The sequence below is a fragment of the Lysobacter antibioticus genome, assembly GCF_000731095.1.
Taxonomy (GTDB): domain Bacteria; phylum Pseudomonadota; class Gammaproteobacteria; order Xanthomonadales; family Xanthomonadaceae; genus Lysobacter; species Lysobacter antibioticus_B.
The window spans coordinates 15,371-31,854 of record NZ_JMTZ01000023.1 but is presented as its reverse complement, the minus strand read 5'-3'; the positions used below and the strand labels follow the sequence as shown (position 1 = coordinate 31,854).

14 protein-coding genes are annotated in these 16,484 nt (G+C 68.1%); 7 read left to right on the top strand and 7 right to left on the bottom strand.

Annotated elements, in window-relative coordinates; translation table 11 throughout:
* The first annotated feature begins 444 nt into the window (after window positions 1-444).
* The 3 genes from EX88_RS0109465 to EX88_RS0109455 all read left to right on the top strand — a co-directional run bounded on the left by EX88_RS0109465 (window position 445) and on the right by EX88_RS0109455 (window position 7,246).
* Window positions 445-3,582: an AAA family ATPase gene (locus tag EX88_RS0109465; RefSeq protein WP_235186227.1), complete on the top strand. Its 3,138-nt coding sequence runs from the start codon at window positions 445-447 to the stop codon at window positions 3,580-3,582.
* A 594-nt stretch (window positions 3,583-4,176) separates the two neighbouring features.
* Complete coding sequence (gene katG, locus EX88_RS0109460) at window positions 4,177-6,357, top strand: catalase/peroxidase HPI (protein WP_031371757.1); 2,181 nt, start codon at window positions 4,177-4,179, stop codon at window positions 6,355-6,357.
* A gap of 256 nt (window positions 6,358-6,613) precedes the next feature.
* A complete protein-coding gene (locus tag EX88_RS0109455; protein ID WP_031371756.1) occupies window positions 6,614-7,246 on the top strand; it encodes a DUF937 domain-containing protein in 633 nt (210 codons plus the stop codon).
* 108 nt (window positions 7,247-7,354) lie between these two features.
* Here EX88_RS0109455 and EX88_RS0109450 read toward each other — a convergent pair whose 3' ends face one another.
* A complete protein-coding gene (locus EX88_RS0109450; RefSeq protein ID WP_036148455.1) occupies window positions 7,355-7,774 on the bottom strand; it encodes an RNA-binding S4 domain-containing protein in 420 nt (139 codons plus the stop codon).
* A 137-nt stretch (window positions 7,775-7,911) separates the two neighbouring features.
* On the opposite strand from EX88_RS0109450, the gene EX88_RS0109445 reads away from it, so the two are divergent.
* Window positions 7,912-9,465, top strand: coding sequence for an MATE family efflux transporter (locus EX88_RS0109445; protein ID WP_031371754.1), 1,554 nt, complete (start codon window positions 7,912-7,914; stop codon window positions 9,463-9,465).
* Window positions 9,466-9,534: 69 nt separating this feature from the next.
* Here the strand turns inward: EX88_RS0109445 and EX88_RS0109440 are convergent, their stop codons facing one another.
* The 6 genes from EX88_RS0109440 to ffh form a co-directional block, all read right to left on the bottom strand.
* Window positions 9,535-9,900: a hypothetical protein gene (locus tag EX88_RS0109440; RefSeq protein ID WP_152566190.1), complete on the bottom strand. Its 366-nt coding sequence runs from the start codon at window positions 9,898-9,900 to the stop codon at window positions 9,535-9,537.
* 294 nt (window positions 9,901-10,194) lie between these two features.
* The gene (gene rplS / locus EX88_RS0109435) at window positions 10,195-10,602 is read right to left on the bottom strand and encodes a 50S ribosomal protein L19 (protein WP_031371752.1); all 408 of its coding nucleotides are present in this window, start codon (window positions 10,600-10,602) and stop codon (window positions 10,195-10,197) included.
* Between the two features lie 136 nt (window positions 10,603-10,738).
* Window positions 10,739-11,575 (bottom strand): tRNA (guanosine(37)-N1)-methyltransferase TrmD, encoded by an 837-nt coding sequence (trmD, locus tag EX88_RS0109430; protein ID WP_081930802.1) that lies wholly within the window; start codon window positions 11,573-11,575, stop codon window positions 10,739-10,741.
* 112 nt (window positions 11,576-11,687) lie between these two features.
* The gene (gene rimM, locus EX88_RS0109425) at window positions 11,688-12,203 is read right to left on the bottom strand and encodes a ribosome maturation factor RimM (protein ID WP_031371750.1); all 516 of its coding nucleotides are present in this window, start codon (window positions 12,201-12,203) and stop codon (window positions 11,688-11,690) included.
* Between the two features lie 44 nt (window positions 12,204-12,247).
* On the bottom strand, window positions 12,248-12,505 hold the full coding sequence (gene rpsP, locus EX88_RS0109420; RefSeq protein WP_031371749.1) for a 30S ribosomal protein S16: 258 nt from the start codon (window positions 12,503-12,505) through the stop codon (window positions 12,248-12,250).
* 306 nt (window positions 12,506-12,811) lie between these two features.
* Window positions 12,812-14,179: a signal recognition particle protein gene (ffh, locus tag EX88_RS0109415; protein WP_031371748.1), complete on the bottom strand. Its 1,368-nt coding sequence runs from the start codon at window positions 14,177-14,179 to the stop codon at window positions 12,812-12,814.
* A 151-nt stretch (window positions 14,180-14,330) separates the two neighbouring features.
* Here ffh and EX88_RS0109410 point away from each other — a divergent pair, with 151 nt between their 5' ends.
* The 3 genes from EX88_RS0109410 (at window position 14,331) to EX88_RS0109400 (ending at window position 16,481) form a co-directional block, all read left to right on the top strand.
* A complete protein-coding gene (locus EX88_RS0109410; RefSeq protein ID WP_031371747.1) occupies window positions 14,331-15,122 on the top strand; it encodes a cytochrome C assembly family protein in 792 nt (263 codons plus the stop codon).
* Between the two features lie 30 nt (window positions 15,123-15,152).
* Entirely contained in the window at window positions 15,153-15,818 is a 666-nt protein-coding gene (locus tag EX88_RS0109405) for a CPBP family intramembrane glutamic endopeptidase (RefSeq protein ID WP_051884831.1), read from the top strand.
* Window positions 15,819-16,022: 204 nt separating this feature from the next.
* Entirely contained in the window at window positions 16,023-16,481 is a 459-nt protein-coding gene (locus EX88_RS0109400; RefSeq protein WP_031371745.1) for a MarR family winged helix-turn-helix transcriptional regulator, read from the top strand.
* Window positions 16,482-16,484: the final 3 nt, after the last annotated feature.

The window sequence follows — 16,484 nt, the reverse complement described above, 5'->3', positions numbered from 1 at the left end:
CGCTTGGTTGCCCGCCGCGGTCCGCCCCGATAATCCCGTCATCCCCGCGAAGGCGGGGATCCAGGGCTCTACCGCGGCATCACTCTGAAGTCTCTGGATCCCCGCCTTCGCGGGGACAACGACTGAGAGATCGATAGCGGCATCGAACGGCATCGCCGCCGACAGTCATAGCGCACGGTCCCTATCGGACGAACCGCTAAACTAATGCCCGGAACGGACACCGGAGCGCATGTGGAAGCCCTATTACTCGTCGTCGGCCTGATCGCCGGCCTGATTCTCGCGCGCCTGTATCGGCCGCAGGCGGCGATCGTCGCTGCCTCGACGGATACGCCGCGGGCGGATACGGAAAACACGCCGGCTGTCGAGCAAATCCAAAACGAAGCCGAAGCACCGATTGAATCGACTTCGGAAACGGCCGAAGCACCAGAGGATCGATTACTTCGGTTGGTCCGTTCCATCGATGCGGTCGACGAACGCATCCAGCGTCCGCAGGACCTGCTCGCCCTGCCCGAGTTCCACCAAGGCGTCGATCTGGTCGCGAGCGAAGCCTTCAGCGCCGCCGACCTGGTGCGCCAGCTCAGCGGCACCGGCTACGTACTGCAATCGATGATCACCAAGGCCCTGCCGCACCGCAGCGACGTCGCGCTCGACCCGGTGTTCGAGCACGTCGGCCAGTTCGGCGGTTACCCGCTGCACTTCCTGGTCGAGTACCTGCGCACCCGCCCCGACGCCAGCGAGCTGCCCAAGCTGCTGCGCCATGCCCAGCCGTGGTGGTGGGACTTCGCCCCGGTGCGCCAGCAACTGCGCGACTACCTGCAATGGGCCGAACAATTCGGGCCGGCGCCGGCCGCGCCGGTGCTGGAGGAACTGGAGGAGCACGCCGCGACGCAGTTACGCGACACCCTGAAGCGCTTCCAGTCGCCGCTGCTGGAACCGCTGATCGAGCAGGCCGAACACGCCACCAATGCGCGCCGCGAAAGCCGCGTGCTAGGCGCCTTCGGCCGGGTCAACGCCAGCGCCAAGGCGCAGGCGCGCATCGTCCACGACGCCCTCGCCCGCCAACTCGAACGCCTGCACGAACTGCTGTCGGGCGACGACGCCGCCTCGGTGCTGGTCTCCGGCGAACATGGCGTCGGCAAGACCGTGCTGATCGACCTGTTGGCCGAGCGTCTGCAGGCCGAAGGTTGGCTGGTGTTCGAGGCCTCGGCGGCCGAGATCCTGTCCGGCCAGAGTTATATCGGCGAACTCGAAGAGCGGGTGCGCGAGATGCTCGGCGTGCTCAACCGCAAGCGCGCGGTGTGGCGCGCACCGGAGTTCTTCGACCTGCTCGCCAAGGGCTCGCACTCGCGCGACCCGCGCGGCCTGCTCGACCTGGTGCTGCCGGCAATCGAGCGCGGCCAGTTGCGGGTGATCGGCGAGATCACCCCGCGCCAGTTGGCGCAGTTGCTGATCGCGCGTCCGGTCATCAAGCACCACGTCGAAATCGTGCCGCTGTTGCCGACCGAAGCCGATGCGCTGGAGGCGATCGCCGCCGAGTGGGCGCGTTTGGAAGGCGAACGCCTCGGTCGCCCGGTCGCCGACCCGCGCGCGCTGGCAGAGGGCGCGCGCATGGCCGCCCAGTATTTCCCCGAGCAGCAAGAACCCGGCCGCCTGCTGCGCCTGCTCAACGATGCGCTGCAGAGCGCGCTGGCGGAAACGCCGCCGGCCTTGCCGCTCGACGCCGAGCGCCTGCTGGCGACCATCGCCCAGCGCAGCGGCCTGCCGCTCGACGTCATCGACGACCGCCAGAGCCTCGACCTCGACCGTCTGCGCGCGTTTTTCCGTCAGCGCGTGATCGGCCAGGACGAAGCCGTCGACGCCCTGCTCGACCGCATCGCCATGCTCAAGGCCGGGCTGATCGACAGCAGCCGCCCGATCGGCGTGTTCCTGTTCGCCGGCCCCACCGGCACCGGCAAGACCGAACTGGCCAAAGCGCTCGGCGAGCTCTTGTTCGGCAGCGACGAACGCCTCCTTCGTCTGGACATGAGCGAGTTCCAGTCCGAGGACTCGGCCTGGCGCCTGACCGCCGACGAAGGCGGCCAGAGCGGCGTGCGTTCGCTGACCTCGCGCATCCGCGAGCAGCCGTTCTCGGTGGTGTTGCTGGACGAGTTCGAGAAGGCCCATCCGAAAGTCTGGGACCTGTTCCTGCAGGTGTTCGACGATGCGCGCCTGAGCGACCGCAGCGGCCACACCGCCGACTTCCGCCACAGCATCATCATCCTGACCAGCAACGTCGGCTCGACCATTTCGCGCAGCGCCGGCCCGGGTTTCACCTCGGCGCGCGGCGGTTATTCGCGCGACGCGGTCGAGAAGGCGCTGTTCGAGACCTTCCGCCGCGAGTTCCTCAACCGTCTCGACCGCATCGTGCTGTTCAATCCGCTCGACCGCAGCCTGATGCGCGAGATCCTGCACAAGGAGCTCAAGCGCGTGCTGACCCGGCGCGGCCTGCGCAATCGCGACTGGGCGGTGGAATGGGAGCCCTCGGCGATCGAGTTCCTGCTCGACCGCGGCTTCACCCCCGACCTCGGCGCGCGGCCGCTGCGCCGCGCGATCGAGCACTACCTGCTCGCCCCCCTGGCGCGCAGCATCGTCGAACACCGCGCTCCGCAGGGCGACCAGTTCCTGTTCGTGCGCAGCGCCGGCGACCAGCTCGACGTGCAGTTCATCGATCCCGACGCGTCGCGGCGCAACGACGGCGCCGTGGCCGAAGTCGCCGCGCCCGCCGACGCCGGCGACCTGCGCGATCTGGTGCATGCGCCGTCGGCTGCGGCGGCGTCGGTGGCGCGGCTCGATGCCCGCCTGCAGCAGCTCGACCTCACCGTGACCTCGCAAGACTGGGTCTCGGCGCGCGAAGCCGATTACGCGCGCATGGCCGAGGCCGATTTCTGGAACGCCGGCGACCGCCATCTGGTGCTCGACCGCATCGAACGTCGCGACCGCATCGAGAGCGCGCTCGATACCGCCCATCGCATGCACCATCGTTTGCGCGAGGACGGCGGCAACGACGAATTCGCCGGCCGCATCGCCCAGTTGCTGTTCCTGCTCGGCCTGGCGGTCGACGCCGTTCGCGAACAGCGCCCGCAGGATGCCTTGATCGAAATCGATACCGACGAAGCCGCGCACCTGCGCCACGGCCCCGACCTGCGCTTGTGGTGGCAGCGCCTGCTGGCGATGTACCTGGCCTGGGCGCAGCGCCGCAACATGCGCGTGGAAGTGCTGCGCCAGGACGCCGAGCGCTGCAAGGCCTGGCTGGCGGTGAGCGGTTTCGGCGCCTTCGACCTGCTGCAGGCCGAGTCCGGCCTGCACGTGCTCGAAGACCAGGAGGACGGCGTCACCCGCCGCGTCTCGTTGTCGGTGCAGGTGGCACCGGACCTGCCGGGCCGTGCGCGCGTCGCCCAGGCCGCGGCCGAAGGCGAGCGGCGCATCAGCCGGCGTTACCGCGAGTCGCCCTCGCCCTTGGTCCGCGACGGCGTGCGCGGCTGGCGCAGCGGCCGCCTCGACCGCGTGCTCGGCGGCGAGTTCGACGTCATGCAGGGCGGCTGATGGGCGCCTGATGCGCCGCACATCTCATGGGTAGGAGCGGCGCAAGCCGCGAGAGCATCACCGGCCGTGCCCACGCGGTCGCGGCTCGAGTCGCTCCTGCTCCTCCCGGCCGTCGGCCGCGATCGAATCGGCCGGCTGTACGACCCTTCCGAATCCGTCAGGCGGTCACGGCCTCGCAGCGATAAGCCTTCCATGATCCGTCTTGGATGGAACGGCGGTGCCGCCGTCGCGCATCGCCGTCCATAGCCGTTCCCTATCGGATAAGTCGAAAGGATCGATTTCACATGCGGATGGTCCCGGCCTATCGTTCCCTCGTCCCTTCGTGACACGGAACGCCAGCGATGAGCCAACAGGACGAACCACACCCGATGTCGCCGACCATCGCCCTCGACGGTCCGGTACGCGAACGTCCGCATCTTGCCTCGGCGCACTCGCACGGATCGCTTTCATCGCACGACGATCGATCGACCGATCCGTCGCCCCCCTCCTGAAGAACTTGCACGAGCCGCTCCAGGGCGGCCCGTGCGCACATCGTTGCGCCACCCAGCCCCACGTCCCCAGTCGCCGGATCCACATCCTCAAAGGCACGTAGCCATGTCAAACGAAAGCAAATGCCCCTTCAATCACACCGCCGGTGGCGGCACCTCCAACCGCGACTGGTGGCCTAACCAGCTCAACCTCAAGGTCCTGCACCAACAGACCCCGCATGCCGACCCGATGAGCGAGGGCTTCGACTACGCGGAAGCCTTCAAGAGCCTCGACCTGGCCGCGGTCAAGAACGATCTGCACGCGCTGATGACCGACTCGCAGGAGTGGTGGCCGGCCGACTTCGGCCATTACGGCCCCTTGTTCATCCGCATGGCCTGGCACAGCGCCGGCACTTACCGCACCTTCGACGGCCGCGGCGGCGCGGGCGCCGGCCAACAGCGTTTCGCCCCGCTCAACAGCTGGCCGGACAACGGCAACCTCGACAAGGCCCGCCGCCTGCTGTGGCCGATCAAGCAGAAGTACGGCAACAAGATTTCCTGGGCCGACTTGATGATCCTCACCGGCAACGTCGCCCTGGAGTCGATGGGCTTCAAGACCTTCGGCTTCGCCGGCGGCCGCGCCGACGTGTGGGAGCCGGAAGAACACGTTTACTGGGGCACCGAAACCACCTGGCTCGGCGACAAGCGCTACTCCGGCGACCGCGTCCTGGAGAACCCGCTCGGCGCCGTGCAGATGGGCCTGATCTACGTCAATCCGCAGGGCCCGAACGGCAACCCCGACCCGCTCGCGGCGGCTCGCGACATCCGCGAGACCTTCGCGCGCATGGCCATGGACGATGAGGAAACCGTCGCTCTGATCGCCGGCGGCCACAGCTTCGGCAAGACCCACGGTGCCGGTCCCGAATCGCACGTCGGCCGCGAGCCCGAAGGCGGCGATCTCGAACAGCAGGGCCTGGGCTGGGCCAGCAGCTTCGGCAGCGGTCTCGGCGGCGATTCGATCACCAGCGGCCTGGAAGTCACCTGGACCAGCACGCCGACGCAGTGGAGCAACCAGTTCTTCGAAAACCTGTTCGGCTACGAATGGGAACTGAGCAAGAGCCCGGCCGGCGCGCACCAGTGGATCGCGAAGGACGGCGCCGGCGCTGGCACCATTCCCGACGCGCACGACCCGAACAAGCGCCGCGCGCCGACCATGCTGACCACCGACCTGTCGCTGCGCTTCGATCCGGCCTACGAAAAGATCTCGCGCCGCTTCCTGGAAAACCCGGATCAACTCGCCGACGCCTTCGCCCGCGCCTGGTTCAAGCTGACCCATCGCGACATGGGCCCGCGCGCGCGCTACCTCGGCCCGGAAGTCCCGGCCGAAGAACTGATCTGGCAGGACCCGGTTCCGGCCGTCGACCATCCGCTGATCGACGAGCAGGACATCGCCGCGCTCAAGAGCAAGATCCTGGCTTCGGGCCTGCCGCTCTCGCAATTGGTCTCGACCGCCTGGGCTTCGGCCTCGACCTTCCGCGGCTCCGACAAGCGCGGCGGCGCCAACGGCGCGCGCATCCGCCTGGCCCCGCAGAAGGATTGGGAGGTCAACCAGCCGGCGCAACTCGCCAAGGTGCTGTCGGCCCTGGAAGCGATCCGGCAAGACTTCGACGCCGCGCAATCCGGCGGCAAGAAGGTTTCGCTGGCCGACCTGATCGTGCTGGCCGGCGCCGCCGGCGTCGAGCAGGCGGCGAAGAACGCCGGCCATCCGGTCAAGGTGCCGTTCGCTCCGGGACGCACCGACGCCACGGCCGCGCAGACCGACGTCGATTCCTTCGCCGTGCTCGAACCCATCGCCGACGGCTTCCGCAACTACCTCAAGGGCAAGTACGAGGTCAGCGCCGAATCGTTGCTGATCGACAAGGCCCAGTTGCTCGATCTGAGCGCACCGGAACTGACCGTGCTGGTCGGCGGCCTGCGCATGCTCGGCACCAACGTCGGCCCGAGCCGGCACGGCGTGTTCACCCATCGCGCCGATGCGCTGAGCAACGACTTCTTCGTCAACCTGCTCGACATGAGCACGGTGTGGAAGCCGGTTTCGAACGCCAAGGACGTGTTCGAAGGGCGCGACCGCAAGAGCGGCGAACTGAAGTGGACGGCGACCCGCGTCGACCTGGTGTTCGGCTCGCACTCGCAGTTGCGCGCGCTGGCCGAGGTGTATGCGAGCTCGGACGCGCAGGAGAAGTTCGTCCACGACTTCGTCGCCGCCTGGAACAAGGTGATGAACGCGGATCGCTTCGACCTCGCCTGAGCCTGGCCAGCACGGCTTCCACTCGAACGGGTCGGCCGGATGGCCGGCCCGTTGCGTTTCCGAGCCGGTAGCTGCGCGAGTCGGCGCCTCGCGGCCCGAGCGACGGATCGCCATGGAGCGCATGAATCTTCGTTTATCGCCCTTCTATCGCCCGCTTATCGGCGGGTAAGTGTGCTATCGAAAAAAACCCGCGAATCTCACCCCAAGCTCACCGGCCGGCGCTAGCATCTGGGTTCCTTGCAACGGACCGACCCCGATGAGCGCTTCGCTGACCGACGACCTTCTCAACCAACTCCAGGGCCAGCCGCTGGCGCAACTGGGCAGCCAGCTCGGGCTGTCGCAACCGCAGACGCAGAACGCGGTGAGCGCCGCCCTGCCCTTGCTGCTCGGCGCGCTCGGCCGCAACGCCAGCCAGCCGCAGGGCGCCGAGGCGCTGTTCGGCGCGCTGCAACGCGACCACGCCGGCGCCGGCAGCGGTCTCGACATCGGCAGCGTGCTCGGTGCGGTGCTCGGCGGCGGCGGCGCAAGCCGGCAGACCGACGGCGCCGGCATCCTCGGCCACATCTTCGGCGGCCGCCAGGAAACCGCGGCGGAAGGTCTCGGCCAGGCCACCGGTCTCGGCGGCAGCCAGGCCAATACGCTGTTGAAGGTACTGGCGCCGATCGTGCTGTCCTATCTCGCCCAACGCATGATGTCGGGCGGCAACCAGGCGGCATCGCCGCAGGCGCTCGGCCAGGTGCTCGGCCAGGAAGAGCAGCGTATTTCCCAGCAGGGCGGCCTCGGCGGCGGCCTGCTCGGCGCGGTGCTCGACCAGGACGGCGACGGCCAGTTGGGCCTGGGCGATCTGCTCAAGATCGGCGGCGGCCTGCTCGGCGGCGGCCAGCGCTGAATCCAGGCTGGTTTTCCCGATGTATCGACGACGGCTGCGCCCAGGCGCAGCCGTTTTCGTTTTCGCCGCCATCGATTCGCCGTTATCGAACGGCGACACGCGCGCAACTCACAGAGCGTCGATATCGCCCAGGGCTTTGATCAAGCGCCGCGCGCGCTTGTCGGGCTTGGTCTCCGGCGCGCGATAGCCATTGCGTTCGGCCACGCGCATCGCCCGTGCCTGCTCGCGGGCAAGGCGCGAGGCTTCGGTTTCCGCGTACAGAGTCTGGGCGACGCTTGCCGGCCCGCGCGTATCGCTGAGCCTGGTCACGGCGACCTCGAACATTTCCTCGCCCCGCGCGATGCGCAAGGCGTCGCCGACGCGCAGCGCGCGCGAGGCCTTGCCGCGCTGACCGCCGATCTCGACCTTGCCGGTCTCGACCGCCTGCCGCGCCAGGCTGCGGGTCTTGAAGAAACGCGCCGCCCACAACCACAGATCCAGACGGACCGAGGCCTGCGGCGGTGGCGAAGGAATCTCTTGCTTGCTCATCGGCGCGAAAGATACCACTGCGTTCCTACACGGCAACTGAGGGCCGCGGGCCGACGTTCCCGCTGCCGACGCAGGTAGGGCGACGACCCGCTCACCGATCAGCCGGCATACTGCGCCGACTCCGCACGGATCCCGTCATGGCCCCCAGCCCCTCACGCGGCAGCCATCTGCTGACCGAAGGTCCGATCGGACGCACGATGATCGCTTTCGCGCTGCCGATCATGGCCGGTAACGCCGCGCAGTCGCTCAACGGCTCGATCAACTCGATCTGGGTCGGGCGTTATCTCGGCGAAGCCGCGCTGACCGCGACCGCGAACGCCAACAACATTATGTTCTTCCTGATCGGTTCGATCTTCGGCATCGGCATGGCCGCGACGATCCTGATCGGCCAGGCGATCGGCGCCAAGGACACCGCGCGCGCGCGCCGGGTCATGGGCACCAGCGCGACCTTCTTCATCGGCCTGTCGGCGCTGATCGCCGCGGCCGGTTGGTTCATGGCCGATCCGGTGTTGCGCGCGATGGGCACGCCCGCGGCGGCGCTGCCGCTGGCCGAGGACTACCTGCGGGTGATCTTCCTGTCGATGCCGTTCCTGTACGCCTTCGCCTTCATCTCGGCGGCCCTGCGCGGCGCCGGCGATTCGCGCACGCCGTTCCGCTTCCTGCTGATGGCGGTGGTGCTCGACATCGCCTTCAACCCCTTGCTGATCTTCGGCTGGGGGCCGATCCCCGCGCTCGGCATCGCCGGCTCGGCCGCTTCGACCTTCTTCGCCCAGGGCCTGGGTCTGATGGCGATGCTGCTGTATCTGCGACGCAAGCGCCACGTGCTCTGGCTCGGCCGCCAGGACGCGCATCTGCTGAAGATCGACCCGACCGTGTTGCGCGCGTTGATCGTCAAGGGCGTGCCGATGGGTTTGCAGATGGTGCTGATCTCGTTGGCGATGATCGCGATGATCAGCCTGGTCAATGCCCACGGCACCGGCACCGCGGCCGGCTATGGCGCCGCGCTGCAGTTGTGGACCTATGTGCAGATGCCGGCGATGGCGATCGGCGCGGCCTGTTCGTCGATCGCCGCGCAGAGCGTCGGCGCCGGGCGTTGGGACCGCGTCGACGCGACCGCGCGCACCGGCACCGGTTTCAACTTCCTCATGACCGGCGCGCTGATCGTGCCGCTGATCCTGTTCGACCGCTACACCCTGGCGCTGTTCCTGCCGGAAGGCAGCGCTTCGTTCGAAATCGCGCGCCATCTCAACCATATCGCGATCTGGTCGTTCCTGTTCTTCGGCGTGACCTTCGTGATTTCCGGCGTGGTGCGCGCGACGGGCGCGGTGGTGCCGCCGCTGTTGATCCTCGGTTTCGCGCTATGGGGCATCCGCGTGCCGTTCGCGACCTTGCTGCAGCCGGCGATCGGCACCGATGCGCTGTGGTGGAGTTTCCCGGTCAGCGCGCTGTGCTCGATGCTGATGTCGATCGCCTACTACCGCTGGGGTGGCTGGCGACGTTCGCGGATGATGGCCGCGCCCGAGCGCGTCGTCGCGCCGATCGCTGCCCAAACCATCGCCACCCCGGCCGAAATCGCCGCGTCGCCGTCGGCGCCGGTGGCCGATGCGAGTCCTGAGGAGACCGACGAGATCGGCGAGATCGGCGAGATCGACATCGTCGGCACGCCTGCGCGCGAGCGCCCTGTTCGCTGACGCCGCGCCGGTCGGCATTGCGGCGCGTAGACGCTGCAGATTCGTGCGCCGCCATGCCCGCGGGCGGGGTCAGATGTCCTGCAACGGCAAGGTAAACACCCCAGCCTCGCCCTTGTCGAAGGCCTCGCGCCAGATGCGGTAGCCCTCCAGGTCGCTCTCGCGTACCGGCAGATGGCCGATCACCCGCGGCTCGACCTCGGCCACGCGCGTGCCGACGATGGGGAAATGGCCGAGTAGGCGCAGGCTCTTGAGTTCGGCGACCTCGTCGACGTGCTCGCGCAGCACTTCCTCGGCGGTGTGGGTGTCGAACTTGCGCAGCGACAAGGCGTCGCGGCCGTCGGGCAAGGCATCGATACGCTGCACCCAGAAGAATCCCCATGCGCCGTCGCTGCGCAGATAGGTGCAGATATCGCCTTCGGACAAACCGGGATTCACGTTGCGCTCTCCTGCCGCGGGGGCGGCATCGTGCGGGCGGCGCCGCGTCGGGAATCTAGCGCGAACCGGCCCCGGCGTATATTCCGGGAGCGGTCGAAAAGCGGGGCCGTTGCGGCCTATGTCGCGGACGCGCTCGGCGGCTGCGTCAGCAGCGCGGCGGCGACGTCGAAAGCCGGCGAGAACCGGCCCGTTCCAGCCGCCGCCGTTTCGCTTCGGCCTGACGCCGCCGGAAACGAAAACGGCCGCCTTACGGCGGCCGTTCGATGCGCTGCGCGGTGAGGCGCGGCGACGGGATTACTCGGCTGCGGCAGCCGCGGCAGCGCTCTTGGCGCGCGCGTAGGCAGCGAGGTCTTCCTTGATGCGGGCCTTCTTGCCTTCCAGGCCGCGCAGGTAGTACAGCTTGCCGGCGCGAACCTTACCGCGGCGCTTGACGTCGACCGAGTCGATGATCGCGCTGTGGGTCTGGAAGACGCGCTCGACGCCGAAGCCGTGCGAAATCTTGCGGACGGTGAACGAGGAGTTCAGGCCGCCGTTCTTCTTGGCGATGACCACGCCTTCATAGGCCTGGACGCGCTCGCGGTTGCCTTCCTTGACCTTGACGTTGACCACGACGGTGTCGCCGGGGCTGAAGTCGGGCAGCTTGCGCTGGATCTGTTCGGCTTCGAAGTTCTGCAGCAGGGTGTGGATAGAGGGCTTGTTCATGGGTGCGGCCTGTTGGATTAGTTGTTGCGCGAGTGCACGTGGACCCGCGTCATGGCATCGGTACAGCAAATGGGTACGGCTAAGCGGCTAATTATAGCGGCATTTTTTATCGGGTTGCCAGCTTGGGCTGCCCGTCTCAGGCCGTCCGACCCGGGCCGGGAGCCTTGGCCGGGGCCTGATCGGCACTGGAAACGCTTCCAGCCCCGCCCTCGCCCGGCTCTGCGGCGGCCTGCGAGGCGGCCAGCTCGGCCCGGTAGGCCTCCAGCAGCTTGCGGTCGGCTTTGGACAGAGCCGCCTCGTCGAGCAGGTCGGGCCGGCGCTGCCAGGTCCGGCCCAGCGACTGCTGCCGGCGCCAGCGCGCGATATGGGCGTGGTTGCCCGACATCAGCACCGCCGGCACGCCGCCGAGCTCGTGCTCGACCGGGCGGGTGTAATGCGGGCAGTCGAGCAGGCCGTCCTCGAAACTGTCCTGGACCGCCGACTCGGCGTCGTTGAGGGCGCCGTCCTGGAGCCGGGCGACCGCGTCGACGATCACCGCCGCAGCGAGTTCGCCGCCGGACAGGACGTAGTCGCCGATCGAGACTTCCTCGTCGACCTCGGCCTGGATCAGGCGCTCGTCGACGCCTTCATAGCGGCCGCACAACAGGATCAGGCGCTCGTGGGCGGCCAGTTCGCGGACCTTGGCCTGGTCCAGGCGCACGCCTTGCGGGCTCATATAGACCACCCGCGCCGGGGTCGGATCGGCCGCGCGCGCGGCGCGGATCGCGGCACGCAGCGGCTCGATCAGCATCACCATGCCGGGACCGCCGCCGAACGGACGTTCGTCGACGCGGCGGTAGTTGCCCTCGGCGTAATCGCGCGGATTCCAGCCGTGCAGCGACAGCAGCCCGCGTTCGCCGGCACGGCCGACCACGCCGAACGCGGCGCACTGGGCGACGAATTCGGGGAACAGGCTGATGACGTCGATGCGCATGGGAGCGAGGAACGAGTGCCCAGTAAAGAAAAACGAGTGGCAATGCGGGAACTGCCGAAACGCTGCGAGAGAGACGGGAACGCATTCGTTCCTCGTTCCTCTTCACTCGTTCCTAGAACTCGGGATCCCAGTCGACCGTGACCGTATTGTTGTCGAAATCGACCGAAGTGACGTACTGCGGGAGTACGAACGGAATCATGCGCTCGCGGGTGTCGTCGCGGGCGACCAGCACGTCGTTAGCGCCGGTGGAAAACAGGTGCGAGACCGTGCCGAGCGAAACGCCCTCGGTCGTGACCACGCGCAGGCCTTCCAGGTCGACCCAGTAGTATTCGCCGGCCTTGGGCGGCGGCAGCGCCGAACGCGGCACGTAGATCTCGGTGCCGTGCATGGCCTCGACCGTGTCGCGATCGGTGACTTCGGGGAAATTGGCGATCAGGTACTTGCCGCTTTCGCGCCCGCGCACGCCCGAAAGCTCGCGCTCGCGGCCCTGCGGGTCGCGCACGATCCAGGGCTGGTAGCGGAAGATCGCAACGCGCGGCTCGGTCCAGGACTCGAGCTTGGCTTCGCCGCGAAGACCGAAAGCGCCAAGCACCCTGCCCAGCAGGATGCGGCGCGTGGAATCTGTCATCGGTGCGGTAATCGGGCCGCGCGCCAGGCGCGCGGCCCGCCGGCTCAGGCGGCCGGAGCGGCCTTGACGGCCTGCTTGTACAGGTCGGCGACCTTTTCGGTCAGCTGCGCGCCCTGGGAGACCCAGTGCTTCACGCGCTCGACGTTGAGCTCGACGCGCTTTTCGGCGCCGGCGGCCACCGGGTTGTAGAAACCGACGCGCTCGATGTTGCGGCCGTCGCGGGCGCTGCGGCTGTCGGTGACGATGATGTGGTAGAACGGACGCTTCTTGGCGCCGCCGCGGGTCAGTCGAATCTTGACCATGGGGTCTGCTTTCCTGTGTTGCCCAGCCGTCGGAATGACGGGGTAAGCCGGAAAGTCTAACCGATTCCGCGGCTTGGGCAAACCCGGGCCCTGCCCCAAGCCCGAATCGGGCCGAATCGTGGGCTTCCGGGGCCTCATTCCTGAACAAAGCCGCTTCCAGCCCCGTAGTGGCTGCAGCTGAGCCGGCTGTCGCAGAGGTCAGGCCGCCGGCTCGGCTCAGGCCGAACTCGTTGCACATCGAATCCGCATAAAACCAAAACGGCGACCGAACGGCCGCCGTTTTTTATCGGCACGCGCGACGCACGATCAGCGGAACGGCATACCGCCGCGGCCGCCCATCATGCCCTTCATGCCGCGCATCAAACCCTTCATGCCGCCGCCGGACAGCTTGCTCATCATCTTTTCCATCTGCTGATACTGCTTCATCAGCTTGTTGACGTCGGCCGGGGTCAGGCCCGCGCCCTTGGCGATGCGCGCGCGGCGCGAACCGTTGAGCAGGCCCGGGTTACGGCGCTCTTTCTTGGTCATCGAATTGATGATCGCGACCATGCGCGGCACTTCCTTGCCGGTGACCTGGTTCTTGACCGACTCGGGGATCTGGCCCATGCCCGGCAGCTTGTCCATGAGGCCGTGCAGGCCGCCCATGTTCTGCATCTGCTCGAGCTGGTCCTTCATGTCGTTGAGGTCGAATTTCTTGCCCTTGGCGACCTTCTCGGCGAGCTTCTGCGCCTTGTCCTTGTCGACCTGCTGTTCGACCTGCTCGACCAGCGACAGCACGTCGCCCATGTCGAGAATGCGGCTGGCGACGCGGTCGGGGTGGAACACGTCGAGGCCGTCGGGCTTCTCGCCGACGCCGATGAACTTGATCGGGCGGCCGGTGACGTAGCGCACCGACAAGGCCGCGCCGCCGCGGGCGTCGCCGTCGGTCTTGGTCAGCACCACGCCGGTCAACGGCAGGGCTTCGCTGAAGGCCTTGGCGGTGATCGCGGCGTCCTGGCCGGTCATCGAGTCGACCACGAACAGGGTCTCGACCGGCGCGGCGGCGGCGTGCAGCGCCTTGATCTCGCTCATCATCGCTTCGTCGATGGCGAGGCGGCCGGCGGTATCGACCAGCAGCACGTCGACGTACGACTTGCGCGCGTCGGCGATCGCCGCGCGGACGATGTCCACGGGCTTCTGCGACGCGTCCGAGGCGAAGAACAACACCTCGACCTGCTCGGCGAGCTGCTTGAGCTGCTCGATCGCGGCCGGGCGGTAGACGTCGGCCGAGACCACCATGACCTTCTTCTTGCGGCGCTCGCGCAGATGCTTGGCGAGCTTGCCGACGGTGGTGGTCTTGCCGGCGCCTTGCAGGCCGGCCATCAGGATCACCGCCGGCGCCGGCACGTTGAGATTGAGATCGGCGGCCTGCGAGCCCATGACCGTGGTCAGCTCGTCGCGCACCACCTTGATCAGGGCCTGGCCCGGGGTCAGGCTCTTCAACACTTCCTGGCCGACCGCGCGGATCTTGATGCGCTCGATCAGGGCCTGCACCACCGGCAGGGCCACGTCGGCCTCGAGCAGGGCGATGCGGACCTCGCGCAGCGATTCGCGGATGTTTTCCTCGGTCAGACGGCCGCGGCCACGCAGGCGCTCGATGGTGCCGGAGAGGCGTTGGGTCAGGGATTCGAACATGCGCGCGCTACCTGCGTTGGGGCCGGCGCGACCGGGACGATGCCGGGCGGCCTTGCCGTATGGGTCTGATAAGACCGCGAAGTATAGCCCGGCGCGCGAATCCGCCATCCGGCCGCTGCAGATCGCCATGCCGCTATGCCACACTGCCGCGATGACAATCGTTCTCATCGCGGTCGCGCTCTACCTCGTCGCCAGCGGGTTGCTGATCGCAGCGGTGCGCCACGACGGTGGGCGACAGGCGCGGTTGTGGCTGCTGCCGGCCAATCTGGCGGTGCTGTTGCACGGCGCCGCCCACTTTCTCGCCTGGCGCGCCGCCGGCGGCGCCGACCTGCATTTCTTCGCCGCGCTGTCCCTGGTCGGCCTGGGCATGGCTGCGCTGACCGCGATCGTCGGCGCCTCCGGGCGCATGGCCGCGCTCGGGGTGGTGGTGTTCCCGCTCGCCGCGCTGATGCTCGGCGCCTATCAGTTCACCGGCCACGTCCAGCACCCCGCGCCGCTGGACTGGCGCCTGCAGTTGCACGCCTGGTTCGCCCTGCTCGCCTACGCCACCCTGGCCGTCGCCGCCCTGTTCGCGCTGATGCTGTGGCTGCAGGAACGCGCCCTGCGCCGGCGCGAGTTCCACGGTTGGTTACGCGCCTTGCCGCCGCTGGTCGAGCTGGAAAGCCTGTTGTTCCGCACCATCGCGGTCGGCTTCGCCCTGTTGACCGCGACCCTGCTGACCGGGGTGCTGTTCGTCGAGAACCTGTTCGCCCAGCATCTGGTGCACAAGACCGTGCTCAGCGTGCTGTCCTGGCTGGCCTTCGGCGGCCTGCTGCTGGGGCGCTGGCGTTACGGCTGGCGCGGGACCACCGCGGTGCGCTGGACCCTGGCGGCGATGATCCTGTTGGTGCTGGCCTTCTTCGGCAGTAAGTTCGTCCTCGAACTGGTCCTGCGCAGGACCTGAGTCACCGCCTCACTCACGACCGGCACAGGCATGGACCGCTGGATCAAGTCGCTTTCGGCGCGCAACGAATTCGTCTTCGTGCTGGTGCTGGCGTTCGCCTGGCCGGTCCTCGGCAGCCTGACCGCCGTCGCCTACCCGCAACCGCCGACACCGATCGACGGCGCCGGGCTGGCTTCGATCCTGAGCCTGGAAATCCCGGTGTTGGCGGTGCTCGCGGTGTTCCTGTCGCTGCGCGGCTGGAACCTGGCCAGGCTCGGCCCGGCACCGGCGAAAACCGACCTGCCGCTGGGCCTGGCCCTGGCCGTACTGACCGCGATGCTGTTCTGGCTGCTGCAGGCCCTGGCGCTCGCGTTCGGCCTGAGCCTGCCGCCGGTCGACGAAGCGGTGCCGGTCGCCAGCGACATCGGCTGGCCGATGCGGCTCGCGGCCTCGGTGGTGAACGGCTTTTACGAGGAAGCCCTGGTGTGCGGTTATCTGATCACGGCGATGCGCGAGCGCCGCAGCACCTGGACCGCGATCCACCTGAGCACCGCGATCCGCACCGCCTACCACCTCTACCAGGGCAGCGTCGGGGTGATCTCGATCGTGCCGATGGGCTTGCTGTACGCCTGGCTGTACGCCCGCACCGGCCGGCTCTGGCCACTGGTGGTGGCCCATATCGTCCTGGATGTTTGGGCACTGAGCCTTCCGAGCTAAGCGTTCCCGGCGGCAGCCGGCGCCCCACCGCCTGCCCCGTCGAACCAGCTCTTGCCAGGTAATAACCCAACAAATCAGCCACCTGCCGGCGAGCATGAGGCGGACAGCGCCTGTGTGCACGATTCGTCGACTTGGCTTAACCGGCGCTTGCCGGAACAATATTTGCCTTGACAACTATTGCCTGGGCGCAGATTATTCGGCGCCATGACCACCCCCAATCCGAACCAGCCCTGCTCGACCTCGAACCTCGGCCTGCTGTTCCGCCAGGTCCGCGACGCGATGTGGGCACAGATGGAACGCGAGCTGGCGCAGGCCGGCCACGATCTGACCTTCAGCCAGTTCATCACCCTCAAGGAACTCGCGATCGGCACCGCCGGCGTGACCGAGCTGGCCCGCGCCGCCCAGCTCAATCCCGGGGCGATGACGCGCCTGCTCGACAAGCTGGAAAGCCGCGGCCTGGTCGCGCGCGTCGCCGATCCCGACGATCGCCGCGCCATCAACATCCACCTGACCGAGGCCGGTTCGGCGATCTGGAGCGATATCGACCAATGCGGCCGACGCGTGCGCGAACGCGCGATGGCCGGCCTGAGCGAAGACGACCGCGACCAGCTTTACCGTCTGCTCGAACAGGTTCGCGACAACCTCTCCCTTTCCGGTTCCTGAACC